11 protein-coding genes and 1 tRNA gene are annotated in these 12,587 nt (G+C 65.0%); 6 read left to right on the forward strand and 6 right to left on the reverse strand.

All coding sequences use genetic code 11. The features are described 5' to 3' along the window. Positions 1-182 precede the first annotated feature (182 nt). Complete coding sequence (locus tag ACP7BZ_RS12405; protein ID WP_426113519.1) at positions 183-1,502, forward strand: NAD(P)/FAD-dependent oxidoreductase; 1,320 nt, start codon at positions 183-185, stop codon at positions 1,500-1,502. 31 nt (positions 1,503-1,533) lie between these two features. Here the strand turns inward: ACP7BZ_RS12405 and ACP7BZ_RS12410 are convergent, their stop codons facing one another. Continuing rightward, positions 1,534-2,274 (reverse strand): sensor histidine kinase, encoded by a 741-nt coding sequence (locus ACP7BZ_RS12410; RefSeq protein WP_426113521.1) that lies wholly within the window; start codon positions 2,272-2,274, stop codon positions 1,534-1,536. A gap of 191 nt (positions 2,275-2,465) precedes the next feature. Between ACP7BZ_RS12410 and ACP7BZ_RS12415 the strand changes: the two genes are divergently transcribed. Continuing rightward, positions 2,466-2,921: a hemerythrin domain-containing protein gene (locus tag ACP7BZ_RS12415; RefSeq protein WP_426113523.1), complete on the forward strand. Its 456-nt coding sequence runs from the start codon at positions 2,466-2,468 to the stop codon at positions 2,919-2,921. A 129-nt stretch (positions 2,922-3,050) separates the two neighbouring features. Continuing rightward, positions 3,051-3,449 (forward strand): hypothetical protein, encoded by a 399-nt coding sequence (locus ACP7BZ_RS12420; RefSeq protein WP_426113525.1) that lies wholly within the window; start codon positions 3,051-3,053, stop codon positions 3,447-3,449. A gap of 75 nt (positions 3,450-3,524) precedes the next feature. Here ACP7BZ_RS12420 and ACP7BZ_RS12425 read toward each other — a convergent pair whose 3' ends face one another. The 3 genes from ACP7BZ_RS12425 to ACP7BZ_RS12435 form a co-directional block, all read right to left on the reverse strand. Then, positions 3,525-4,505, reverse strand: coding sequence for a diguanylate cyclase domain-containing protein (locus tag ACP7BZ_RS12425; RefSeq protein WP_426113527.1), 981 nt, complete (start codon positions 4,503-4,505; stop codon positions 3,525-3,527). A gap of 204 nt (positions 4,506-4,709) precedes the next feature. Continuing rightward, positions 4,710-7,580, reverse strand: coding sequence for an ATP-binding protein (locus ACP7BZ_RS12430; RefSeq protein WP_426113529.1), 2,871 nt, complete (start codon positions 7,578-7,580; stop codon positions 4,710-4,712). A 138-nt stretch (positions 7,581-7,718) separates the two neighbouring features. Beyond that, entirely contained in the window at positions 7,719-8,552 is an 834-nt protein-coding gene (locus ACP7BZ_RS12435) for a response regulator (RefSeq protein ID WP_426113531.1), read from the reverse strand. Positions 8,553-8,922: 370 nt separating this feature from the next. Between ACP7BZ_RS12435 and ACP7BZ_RS12440 the strand changes: the two genes are divergently transcribed. From ACP7BZ_RS12440 to ACP7BZ_RS12450, 3 genes are all read left to right on the forward strand, one after another. Beyond that, a complete protein-coding gene (locus ACP7BZ_RS12440; RefSeq protein ID WP_426113533.1) occupies positions 8,923-9,153 on the forward strand; it encodes a hypothetical protein in 231 nt (76 codons plus the stop codon). Between the two features lie 220 nt (positions 9,154-9,373). Next, the gene (locus tag ACP7BZ_RS12445; protein WP_426113535.1) at positions 9,374-9,994 is read left to right on the forward strand and encodes a YfiR family protein; all 621 of its coding nucleotides are present in this window, start codon (positions 9,374-9,376) and stop codon (positions 9,992-9,994) included. Next, positions 9,994-11,892 (forward strand): hybrid sensor histidine kinase/response regulator, encoded by a 1,899-nt coding sequence (locus ACP7BZ_RS12450; protein WP_426113537.1) that lies wholly within the window; start codon positions 9,994-9,996, stop codon positions 11,890-11,892. The genes ACP7BZ_RS12445 and ACP7BZ_RS12450 overlap by 1 nt, the downstream gene beginning before the upstream one ends. A 162-nt stretch (positions 11,893-12,054) precedes the next feature. Here the strand turns inward: ACP7BZ_RS12450 and ACP7BZ_RS12455 are convergent. Both ACP7BZ_RS12455 and ACP7BZ_RS12460 read right to left on the reverse strand, forming a co-directional pair. Further along, positions 12,055-12,131 (reverse strand) — tRNA-Arg (locus tag ACP7BZ_RS12455). Further along, positions 12,109-12,414, reverse strand: coding sequence for a hypothetical protein (locus tag ACP7BZ_RS12460; protein WP_426113539.1), 306 nt, complete (start codon positions 12,412-12,414; stop codon positions 12,109-12,111). The genes ACP7BZ_RS12455 and ACP7BZ_RS12460 overlap by 23 nt, the downstream gene beginning before the upstream one ends. Between the last annotated feature and the right edge of the window lie 173 nt (positions 12,415-12,587).

Genomic DNA, 12,587 nt, shown 5'->3' on the forward strand with positions numbered 1-12,587 from the left:
GCTCCCTGCCGCAGGCTGCGGCGTGCCTGCCCGGCGGCGCCTGTTTTTCCTGGGCCATGTCGCCGGGAAGCTTTTAGTTGCCGCGGGCGTGTAGACTGTTGGTGGGTGTGACTGTGTCGCACACACCATTTTTTTTATACGTTTTTTATTCATTGTTATCGTCTGGTGTGAAGGAGTGTTGCGTGCGTAGCGAAATCGTCGTGGTCGGTGGGGGAGCAGGCGGCCTGGAGCTGGCCTGCAAGCTGGGGCGCAAGCTCGGTGCCGGCAAGGTGTCGCTGGTCGACAGCCGTCTGTATCACATCTGGAAGCCTTCGCTGCACGAAGTGGCCGCCGGTACCCTGGACATTCACCAGGAGGGCTTGTCGTACCAGATGCTGGCGCACGATAACGGTTTTACCTTTATCTATGGCGCCATGACGGCGCTCGACATCGCCAGCAGCCGCGTCACGGTGGCCGCCATCGGCAGCGCCGACGACGAGGTGCTGCCCGAACGCAGCCTTGAATTCGGCAAGCTGGTCATCGCCGTTGGCAGCACCTCGAATTACTTTGGCGTGCCGGGCGCGGCCGAAAATACCATTTCGCTCAACGCCACCGAAGACGCCGAGCACTTCCGCCTGAAATTGCTGCGCCTGATGACCATGGCCGACCAGCGCCGCGCGCACCCGCCGGCCGCCACCGAGCTGCGCAGCGGCAAGGACAGCGTCGACATCGTCATCATCGGTGGCGGTGCCACCGGGGTGGAGCTGGCGGCGGAATTGCGGGAAGCGAGCAATATTTACGCCAGTTACGGATTCGAGCGCCTCGATGCCCTGCGCGATGTCCAGCTCACCCTGCTGGAAGGGGCGCCACGCATTCTCTCGCCGCTACCGGCCAAGGTGTCCGATGCCGCGCTGGCGCTGCTGCATGAGCGCGCCATCAAGGTGGTCACCGGCTGCAAGGTCACCGCCATCGGTCCCGCTGAAGTCACCGATGCCGACGGCAACCGCTATCCGGCCGACCTGTGCGTGTGGGCAGCAGGGATCCGCGCGCCCCAGTGGCTCGCTGCGCTGGGCTTGCCGACCGGACGCAATGGCCAGATCGAGGTCGACCAGCGCCTGCAGGTGAAAGGCGTGGCCAATGTGTATGCGCTGGGCGATTGCGCTGCCTGCGTCGATGCCAAAGGGTTGACGGTGCCGCCGCGCGCGCAGGCGGCGCACCAGCAGGCAGCTTATCTGCTCGACTGCTTCGTGCGCCAGCAAAAGGGCCAGCCGGCGCCGGCCAAGGGCTATGTCTACACCGACTACGGTTCCCTCGTTTCGGTTGGCAACAGCACCTCGGTGGGCAGCCTGATGGGTGCCTTGCAGGGCTTTAACTGGTTTGTCGAAGGCATGTTTGCGAGAATGATGTATGTGAGCCTGCACCTGATGCACCACCGCGCCGTGCTGGGGACGGTGCGCACCGGTTTGCTGGCGCTGGCGCGCTTCCTGATCCGCCGCACCGCGCCGCTGGTCAAGCTGCATTGAGCCGGCAGCCCTGCAGCGGCCGCCGCGGCGCTCAGTGTGGCGCGTCGCCGGCGGGCGGCGAGCTGCGTGGCAAAATCAGCGTCACCCAGGTGCCGGGCAGCTGGTCGGGGGCGGCCTGCGCCCGCAGGCTGCCGCCCAGGTAACTGGCGCGTGCCTGCAGCGCGCGCAGGCCGTGGTGCGCGCGCGCGAAGGCGTGCTGGCCGATACCGATGCCATTGTCGCGCACCGTCAGCATCACCTGGTCGCCATCATCATCGACAATCACGTCCACTTCGCTGGCGCTGGCATGGGCGATCACATTTTGCAAGCCTTGTTCCAGCGCGGCCATCAGCAGCGCGGATTGCTCGATGGGATAGCTGCTGTCCTCGTCCGGCAAGCTCAGGCGCGCGACCAGCCCATGCTGCTCGCGGAACTGGGCCAGCACCTCGCTGATCGCGGCGTGCAGGCCGAGAAACTCCAGGCTGTCGTTCCACAGGCGCCGCTGCATGTCGCGGTTGGTGCTGATTATGTTCATCAGCAAGGTTTTCATTTGCGCACTGCGATCGAGCAGGGCCTGCTCCCTGGGTAGCTGCTGGGTCAGCAGGGCCAGGTGCATGGTCAGCGCCGTCATCGATGAACCGAGGTTGTCATGCAACTGGCGGGCCAGCTGACGGCGCTGCTGGTCCCACTGTTGGCTCAGGTGGCCGAGCAATTCGCGCACATCGTCAGCCGACCCGGCGCCTGCCTGCGACAGCGCGGGCAAATCGCCTGGGGGAGGGGGAGATGTGCTCATGTTTAGGCCTGAAAGAATGATTCCCGATGATACAACAGTGCGCCTGGGAACGGCGCGCTGGCCATGTTAGCTGCCGCACAGTCAGGCGGTGCAGTTTTCTGGATGATACAGCGATGGCAATTCGCCAACGTTGTTTTATCCTCTCACCGTCTCATCCTCTCACCCTCTGACCACTGGACCCGGGAACTACCATGACCAAGCCTGCTGATGCCATCGCCCTGTTGACCGCCGACCACGCCCACGCGCGCGCCCTGTTCAAGCAATATGACGCGCTGGGCGAGCGCGCCTTTGTCACCAAGAAAAACATCGCCTCCGACCTGTGCAAGGCGCTGACGGTGCACGCGCAAATCGAAGAAGAAATTTTCTATCCTGCCTTGCGCACCCAGGGCAAACCCTTCCACGACATGCTCGACGAGGCCGCAGTCGAACACGGCGGCGCCAAGCAGCTCATTGCGCAGATCGAGGCGATGGCGCCGCAGGATGATTTGTACGACGCCAAGGTCAAAGTGCTGGGCGAGCAGATCGACCACCATGCGAGCGAGGAAGAAGATGCGATGTTCCCGCTCACCCGCAAGACGGCGCTCGACCTGGTGGCGCTCGGTGCGCAGCTGCTGGCGCGCAAGGAAGAATTGATGGCGACGGCATAAGCGCTTTGACGGCGAAGTCCGGGCACTGTACGCTGACGCACAGTCACCCGGACGCTTACATGCGATAGTGGTTTTTTGTCCTGTTCTCCGGCGCGGAGTAACGGGTCTGCCACCCTGAAAGGACACCTCATGAATATCCAGGCGATCGTCGATACATCGTTTCATAGCAAGTCATTCCGCGAACTGGCCGAAGCCCCTGTCAGCGCCCTGCGCGGAGTGAGCGCGTCCGATGCGCGCGCGCTCAGCCTGGCCTTTGGCGTGAACACCATCGGCGAACTGGCCAAGCTCGATTTTATCAAGTGGGCCACCGCCATCCAGACGCTGGCGGAAGTGGAAAACGATACCCCCGCCGAGCTGGCCCGGGAAATCCTGCTTGACGATGCCGTTGAAATGACGTTTCCTGCCAGCGATCCGATTTCCGTCGATGCGGGCGTGACCCGCATCGAGGTGCCGCCTGAAATGGTCGATGCTGCGCGCGACCATCAGCATGCGGCGCAGATCAAGGCCAACGGCGCCAAGGGCAAGTAAGCGCGCAAGACCTGACAGGCCAGCAAAAAGCCAGCTCGCGCTGGCTTTTTGTTACGTAGCAACAGCCGTCCACCGTCAGTTGCGCACCGGCTCCTTGCTGCCGCTGGTCGCATGCCCGCCAGCCGGGTGCGATGAAGTGGCGCAAAAGCGGTTCTTGCCGCCGCGCTTGGCTTCATACAAGGCGTAATCAGCGATGCTGATGAGCGCATCGACCGTTTCGGCATCGTCCGGATAAATGCTGATGCCGATGCTGGTCGACAGTTTGAGCGTGAGGTCGTTGATAAAAATTTCCTCTGACACCGCTTCGACGATTTTTGCCGCCGGTCCCTGGGCATCGGCCAGGCCGCTCACTTCGCTGAGCACCACCATGAATTCGTCACCGCCCAGGCGTGCCACGGTGTCTTCCTTGCGCGAGCAGTCGAGCAGGCGCGCAGCGATGGTCTTGAGCACTTCATCGCCGTAGGCGTGGCCATAGGTGTCGTTGATCGCCTTGAAACCGTCGAGGTCGATGTACATGATCGCCGCCTTGTGGTGGTTGCGATTGGCGTGCTGCAAGGTGGTGGCGATGCGGTCTTCCAGCAGGCGCCGGTTGGGCAGGCCGGTGAGGGCGTCGTGCAGCGCCAGTTCCTGCTGGGCGCGGCTGTACTGGGCCAGTTCGCGGTAGAGCAGCCGCACTTCGAGCATATTGTGGATGCGCTTGTGCACTTCGAGCAGGTCGAACGGCTTACTAATGAAATCGCGCGCGCCCGCTTCCAGCGCGGCAATCTTGAAACTGGGCTGGGCGGTCAGCGCCAGCACCGGCAGGTAGCCGCCGTGCTCGATTTCCTTGAGACCCTTCATCACCTGAAAACCGTTCAGGCCCGGCATTTGCAGATCGAGCAAGATCAGGTCGTAATTGTGCTGGCGGTGCAGCGGGCACACTTGTTCGGGCAGCATGGTCGAGCTGACACAGGTGTAGCCTTCCGCGCGCAATATCTCTTCCATCAACTCGATATTGTCAGGCGAATCGTCTACAACCAGTATTTTTGCGTTAAGGATGTCTTCTCGGCTCGGCATGCGGTGATCTCTGTCAGTGCGCCCCCCGTTCCGGCGCGGTGGACGGCAGGTTGGCGGCTCGACAACGCTGCCAACCATAATTTTTCATCAAGACTGGCGCCGGTCCAGCGGAACATCCGCAACTGTAGCAAACCCTTTTATATTTCTTGTAGGACAGTCACTCGCAGCACGGTAGGAGCAGTGTGAACGCGCTGTTGGCGCTGGTCAAGTACGCTGCTGCTGCAGGTCTGCCACGGTGGCGATCAACTGGGTCGGCTCGACCGGCTTGGAAATGTGGGCGCTAAAGCCCGCTTCGAGTGCCCGCAGCCGGTCTTCCGAGCGGGCAAACGCGGTCAGCGCCACCGCTGGCACAGCGCCGCCCTCGGCGCGTGGCAGGGCGCGCACGGCGGCCAGCAGGGCAAAGCCATCCATATCGGGCATGCCCAGATCGCTGATCAAAAGATCGGGCGGCGCGGCGCGCAGTGCGGCAAGGGCGGCGCTGGCGCTCGAGGCCGTATGCACCACGGCGTTGCAATCGGACAGGATGCGCTTGATCAGGTCGCGCGCATCCGGTTCGTCGTCGACCACCAGCACGCTCATGCCGCTCAGGTCGCGCAGGATGATGTCGGGGGTCAGCGGCGACGGCGGGTTGTAGCGCGCGCGGTCGGAACGGGCGGCGATCACTTGCGGGGTGGCGGCCGGCAGCTCGACGGTAAAGCAGGCGCCCTGCTGTTCGCCCTCGCTGGCGACGGCGACAGTGCCGCCGTGCTGCTCGATGAGGTGCTTGACGATCGACAGCCCCAGGCCGAGGCCGCCATGCTGGCGGGTGGTCGACGAGTCGCCCTGGCGGAAGCGTTCAAACACATGGGTGAGGAACTCGGGGGCGATGCCGGCGCCGCTGTCGCGCACGGCAATTTCGACGTTGGCGCCGAGTGGCCGCACCAGCACCTGCACCAGGCCGTCGCGCGGGGTGAACTTGATGGCGTTCGACAGCAGGTTCCAGATCACCTGCTGCAGCCGGGCCGGGTCGCCGGCGATCATGCCGGTGGCGTTGTCGTAGTCTTTTTCGAGGCGGATATTTTTCGCTTCGGCGGCCGGCCGCAGGGTGTCGATGGCGGCATCGATGAACACCGATGGGGCGATGGTCTGGATGTCGAGCATCACCTTGCCTGAAGTGATGCGGCTCATGTCGAGCAAGTCTTCGATCAGCTGCGCCTGGGCGCGCGCATTGCGCTCGATGGTTTGCAGGCCGCGCTGCAGGTCGTCGGCGCCACGGGTGCCGCGCCGCAGCACCTGGGCCCAGCCGAGGATGGCCGACAGCGGCGTGCGCAGCTCGTGCGACAGGGTGGCCAGAAATTCGTCTTTCATATTGCTGGTGCGCTCGGCTTCGGCGCGCGCGCGCCGCTCGCTTTCGAGCAGCTCCTTGCGCTCTTCGGCGGCGTGCTGGGCCGCCTCGTACAGCCGGGTATTGTCGATCGCCACCGAGGCCTGGGCGGCGATGCCGCCGACGATGCGTTCGGTACGCTCGGAAAAAATACCGGTCTGCGGGTGGCCGAACACCAGCCGTCCCACCAGTTCGCCCGAGCGCGACACCACCGGCACCGCCAGATAACTGCGCATGGTGGGCGCCGCCAGCTCGATGCCGGCGGGCGCCCTGAAGCGCGCATCGATGGTGGTGTCGTTCGAGCGCAGCACGGCGTCGCGCGCGCCCGGGCCCGGTGACGGCGGCAGGATGCGCGCCAGTTCATCGCAGGTGGCGCCGGCGCGGGTGGTGACGGTGAAGGGGGCGCCGTCGCGGTCGCGGCCGTTGTAGAAGAAGGCCCCGCAGCGGGCGCCGCTGATGCCGGTGGCGGCGTCGGTGACGGTTTGCAACAGCGAGCGCAGGTCGCGCTGGCGCGCCAGCGCGCTGCCGGTGCTGTTGAGCAGCTCGAGCACGTTCGATTCTTCGCGCAGGGCTTGCTGGACGCGCTTGACCTGGTCGACGTCGGTATTCGTGCCGAACCAGCGCACCACGTGGCCGAGGCGGTCGCGCACCGGATTGACGCGGGTGAGGAACCAGCGGTACTGGCCATCGGCACCGCGGATCGGGTATTCCATGTCGAACGGCTGGCCGGTGCGGATCGACTCGTGCCAGCGCTGCAGCACCAGCGGCAGCACGTCGGGATCGACCACCGATTGCCAGCCCCAGCCCGACATCCGTTCGAGCGCGCTGCCGGTGTATTCGTACCAGCGTTCGTTGAACCAGACGATGTCGCCATCGGCTTGCGCCATCCAGGCCAGCTGGGCCACCGAATTGGCCAGCGCGCGCAGCACCTCTTCGCTCTGACGCAGGGTGTCTTCGGCGCTTTTCCTGGTGCTGATGTCTTGGGCCACGCCGGTCATGCTGAGCAGGCGTGCGCCGCTGCTGCCGCCGTTGCCGTCAGCGGCCAGGTCGGCGCGGCCGACCACCGAAATCCAGCGCAGCGCCTGCCCCGGCACATCGATGCGGCATTCGATATTGAGGTCGCCGCCGACGCTGGCGGCGCGGCGCAGTTCGGCGTCCACCATCGGCCGGTCGAGCTGGTACACGCGTTCCTGCAAGCGCTCCCACGGCACTGCCGCTTCGGCGTCGAGGCCGAACAGTTCGGCCGCGCGCGCGCCCAGCGTCACCTGGCGCAGCGCGGCATCCCAGCGCCAGTCGCCCAGCCGTCCGGCCGCCAGCGCCGCCTGCAGACGGCTGCCGGCAGCGAGCCGTGCTTCTTCTTCGGCGCGGCGCGCGGTGATGTCCTGGAAGCGGCACACCATGCCGCTGCCATGCGGCGCGCCATGCAGTTCGAACCAGCGCTGCAGGCGCAGGTGCTGAAACACGCAGCAGCAACTGGCGCCGGCCTGGCCGACGGCGCAGGCGTGCTTGATGCGGACGGCGGCGGCAGCGTCAAGGCCCACCGATTGCCACAGCACGCTGCCGGCGTCGCCGACGATGGCGGCAGCGGCGTGGTTACGCCACACTACCTGCCAGCTGGCATCGACCGTGCAGACACCGTCGCCCAGGTGCTCGAGAATGGTTTCGAACTCGGCGCCGCCAGCGGCAGCCGCGGCGCGCTCGGGCTGGGTCATCGGGCGGCGCCGGCGGAACGCTGGCGCACCAGTGGGGAGGAGCTCATCAGATACGTCGCGATCATGGTGGTTGGCTGCCGGCCCATGTCGCGGGCCGCTGTCGGTCGTACGATTCTAGCGCAGACGAGGGCGCCGTATTCACACGCTTGCAGCGGCTGCCGCGAGGGCGTTTTGTAACTGCTCGATCTCGTATGGTTTTTGTAACGACAAGTAAGGAAATTCAATTTGGCGTAACAGCGCGTCGCCATAGCCGGAGGCGAAAATCACCCGCAGCGAGGGATCGCGCGCGCGCGCGCGCCGCGCCAGTTCGACGCCCGACATGCCAGGCAGGCTAACGTCAGTAAACAGCACATTGAAATTGCCGCCGTCGAGCAACTGTAGGGCCCCCTCGGCATGGGCGACGCCGGCATTGTCGTGACCAAAGGCACTGAGCATTTCGCATACCAGAAATTGCGAATCGAGATTGTCTTCGACTACCAGGATGCGCAGGGCGCTGCCAGCGGCGGCGCCAGCGCTGGTAGCGGCAGCAGCGGTGGGCGGCGCCAGCGCGCACAGCACGCCGCCCACTGCGCCATCGTCCTGCAGCAGGGGTGTGAAATGCAGGTCGGCTTCGTGCGCCAGCGCGCTGCCGGCAAACTGCAGGGAACGGCGCCGCAGGTGCGTGGCCACGCCGCTGAAGGCCTGGTCGACGCTGTCGCGGGCGGCGGCCAGCGGCACCGGCAACAGCGCCGGCACGTTGCCGCCCGGCGCCGCCGGGTGGCCGGCGCCGGCCAGCGCGGCATACGCGCCGTTAAACAGCACCGCGCGCTGCGGCCCCCAGCACAGCAACATGGGCAGCGGCGTATTGAGCATGATGTCGACCGTCAGCCGCAGTGCGCTCGGCCAGCTGGCGGGGGCGCCAACGGCGCTGCGCGACCAGTCATGGTTGGTGGACAGGGCGGCCATGGTGGCCAGCGATACGGCGTCAAGCATGGGAGTGCGCGTTCAGTCGGGCTGATACGAATGAAAGAAAAACTGCATCGTACACGAAAGCGCCAGCTAATCCGGGCACGCCAGGCGCTTGCCCCGCTGCGCCGCCGTCCTGCGCCGGGTTGCTGCGCCGTGTTACTGCGCCGTCGTTCTACATCGGCAGGCAAAAAAAAGCCCGCTACGGGAGCGGGCTGAATCTATTTTCTTGGAGGAGAATAGAGGAGACAGGTGCTATATTGTTGCATCGCAAAAGATTTGGCCAATTTTTGTTCGTGATGAGAGATATAAGCGCCACGCATGGCGCCTCTTTTTACGGCGGCCGGCGTCCCCGAGGCGCCCCTACTTGAACGAACAACGGCAAAGGTAAACAGCCATGGTCAGCGTGGTCCGGCACCGCAAGGTCAATATCGTCCAGCTCGACGCCGACGAAGCGATTGCTTGCCATTGCCAGCCCGGCGATATCGCCCTGGTGGCCGGCAGCACCGGCTGGTCGCTGCATTTTCTGACGGCCGACGGCGCTGTCGAGAGCTACGAGACTCCCTACGCCAGCCAGAAAGAGGCGCTGTGGGCAGCCAAGGCCGCTGCCGAATTCGGCTTTTCCTGAGCGCATGGGGCAGGGCGCTGCGGCTGCCGCATTGGCGCTGTCAATTGAACGCCAAATGTCCTCTTGGCAAGTTATCATTACGCATATTCACGCCCGGCCCGCGCCGGCAAGCACTTGAGGCGCGTGTGATGGTCGCCGGCAACACCTATTTAATATCCGCTATGTTGAAACGCCCGCTTGTTGGCTCCGTTGTTCCCTGTCGTTTGCCGCGGCCTGGCGCATGACACTCAACCATAGCGATAACCCTGGCAGTGTCGCCGACCTGTGCCGCCGTCTGCCCGGGCTGCCCAAGTGGCTGCTGCTGGCGGTGCTCACGGGCATGCTGGCGCCAGCGCTGGGGCGTCAGTATGAGCATGGCGGCGCCAGCCTGGCGCTCGAGCGCAGCGTCAAGGCGGGCTTCCTGACCAAGTTCCTCAGCTATGCCGAGTTTCCGCCGCACGCCTTTGCCGGTCCCGGCGCCGCCCTCGTCATCGGCGTGTACGGCGCCGATGCCTTGGCCCATGAAGTGGGGCGCATGGTTGCCGGCCGCACCATCAACGGCCGCCCGGTCAGCGTGCGCCTGCTGCATGAGAACGACGAACCGGTGGCCGTGCACCTGTTATTTGTGGCAGGTACCGACAGTGCCATGGTCACGCACATATTGCAGCAGTGGTCGCCTGCGCCGATACTGCTGGTAAGCGAATGCAGCCATGGCCTGCAGGCCGGCAGCGCCATCAATTTCAGGGTCATCGAGCACCAGGTGCGTTTCGATGTCGCCGTCGACGCTGCCGAAAAAAACAGTATCAAACTCAGTTCGCGTCTGCTCTCCGTCGCCAACCACGTCATTAAAGGAGTACCGTGATGCCGACGCACGATAGCGGTTCGGTCCGCAGCAAGCTCATTATCATGGCAGTGTCGACCACCTTCGTCGCCCTGCTCGCTGCCGCCATCGCCATGCTGTTGTACGACCTGCGCACGTTCCAGCAATCCGGCGTCGACGACCTGACCACCCAGGCCGACATCATCGCCGCCGTCACCGCGCCGGCGCTGGCCTTTAGCGACGCCAAGGCGGCCGCCGAAAACCTGGCGGTGCTGCGGGTGCGCCCGCAAATCGTCGCCGCCGCCGTCTACACCGCCGCCGGCACCCGCTTTGCCTCCTATCTCCAGCAGCAGTCGCAGGAACTGCGCTTTCCGGTGCAGCCCGGGCCGCCCGGTTCGCGCATCGAGTATGGCGAACTGGTGGTGGTGCGCACCATCGTCGATCACGGCGAACTGCTCGGCAGCGTCTATCTGCGCACCCGCTATGACCTGGTCGGCCGCGTGCTCAGTTATGCCGCCATCCTCGGCGTGGTGATGCTCGCCGCACTGGTGATCGCCGCGCTGGTCGCGTCGCGCCTGCAGAAAGGGATTACCGGGCCGCTGCTGGCGGTTACCAATGTGGCGCGCGAAGTGATGGCGCAGCGCGATTTCACGTTGCGCGTGCCGGCCAGCGAGAAGGGCGAAATCGGCGTGCTGGTGTCGGCGTTTAACGACATGCTGGCCGAAATCGGCCGCCGTTCGCACGCGCTGCAGGAAGCCAATTTGACGCTCGAGCACGAGGGCCAGGTGCGCCACCGCGCCGAACAGGCGCTGCTGACGGCCGACCGGCGCAAGGACGAGTTTCTGGCCACCCTGGCCCATGAACTGCGCAATCCTCTGGCGCCGATTCGCACCGGCCTCGATATCCTGCGCCTGCGCAGCGGCGACGCCGTCGCCACCGAGCGCGCCACCGACATCATGGAGCGCCAGCTGCGCCAGATGGTGCGGCTGGTCGACGATCTGCTCGACGTCTCGCGCATCAACACCGGCAAGTTCGCCATCAAGATGGGCCGCGTCGAATTGAAGGCGGTGATCAATGACGCCCTCGAAGTGGTGCGCTCGTATATCGAACTGCATGGCCATGAACTGGTGATCGATCTGCCGGACCGCCCGGTGTTCTTGAATGGCGACGCCACCCGGCTGGCGCAGGTGCTGTCGAATCTGCTCAACAATGCCGCCAAATACACCAACCGCGGTGGCCGCGTCAGTCTCGGCGCGCGGGTCGACGACAAGACGCTGGTACTGACGGTGACCGACACCGGCATCGGCATCGCCCCCGACATGATCGCCAATGTATTCGAAATGTTCGTCCAGGTCGATTCCACTCTCGAGCGCACCAATGCCGGCCTGGGCGTTGGCCTGTCGCTGGCGCGCCGGCTGGTCGAACTGCACCATGGCACCATCGTCGCCACCAGCGCCGGTATCGGCCGCGGCACCGAGTTCACGGTGCGCCTGCCGATCGTGGTCGAGCCCGAATTGCCCACCAAGGCGATGCCGGCGGCGTTTATCAGTGCCGAGACGTACCGCATCCTGCTGGCCGACGATAACGTCGACTTCGTCAACAGCATCGGTGCGCTGCTCTCGGCCATGGGCCACAGCGTGGTGATCACCCACAACGGCCCGGATGCGCTGACGGCGGCGGCGCGCTTCTGTCCCGACTTCGCCTTTCTCGACATCGGCCTGCCGCAGATGTCCGGCTACGACCTGGCGCGCGGCATCCGCAAGCTGTCGAACGGGCCGATGACACTGCTCGTCGCCGTCACCGGCTGGGGGCAGGAAAAGGACCGCCAGCTGGCCTTCGAGGCGGGCTTCGACCACCACATGGTCAAGCCGGTGCGCTTCGAGCAGATCGAGGAAATTCTCAGCAACCGGGCGATTGAAAAGAAGGCGACGCGCCTGTAAGGGGCAGCCGGGGCGTTGCCGCCGCCTGATCGGCCCCGGTGAAATGCGGGTGGGATGCGCGGCAGGGGTGTCTCGCCAGCGGCAGGCAGCACCCCATCGGCACAATAAAAAACACCCCGCAGATTGCCCGGCGGGGTGTTTTTCTTTACTACTGACGAATTTTGGTGCGGCTGGCAGGAATTGAACCCACGACCCCTTGGTTCGTAGCCAAGTACTCTATCCAACTGAGCTACAGCCGCGAAAGGCAAGATTATAGCAGCGGTTTTGCATAAAGCCAAGGTGTAAGCTGTGGAATCCCGATTGCCGGCCTGAGCATGCCGGCTTGATCACGCCGATGCGCCCGGCGGACAGGCTGTCGATGCTGCCGGTGCGCTCGCTCAGCCGTTTGTGCTCGAGTGTGGCCGGTAGCTGCTGCTTGGCCAGGCGGCTGCGCTGCATGGGGTAGGGCGCATACACGCTGCCGATATCGGCGCCACCATGTGCCTGCAGGGTGGCGAAGCCGCGGACCGGATGGTGTCGCATGGTTGACCATGCGACACCTCCTTGCAGGCCGCTGCTGCCGGCTGGCAGCTGCTACGCCAGCGCGCGAACATCCACAGTTCATGCCCGACGGCGCGCTGGTGCGCCCTGGTCGTCGAGGCGTGCGCAATACGGTAAATGGATGCATTGCACATGCTTCTCAACGCATGATGGCA

It is taken from the genome of Massilia sp. PWRC2 (assembly GCF_049896725.1).
Taxonomy (GTDB): domain Bacteria; phylum Pseudomonadota; class Gammaproteobacteria; order Burkholderiales; family Burkholderiaceae_D; genus JAFCUW01.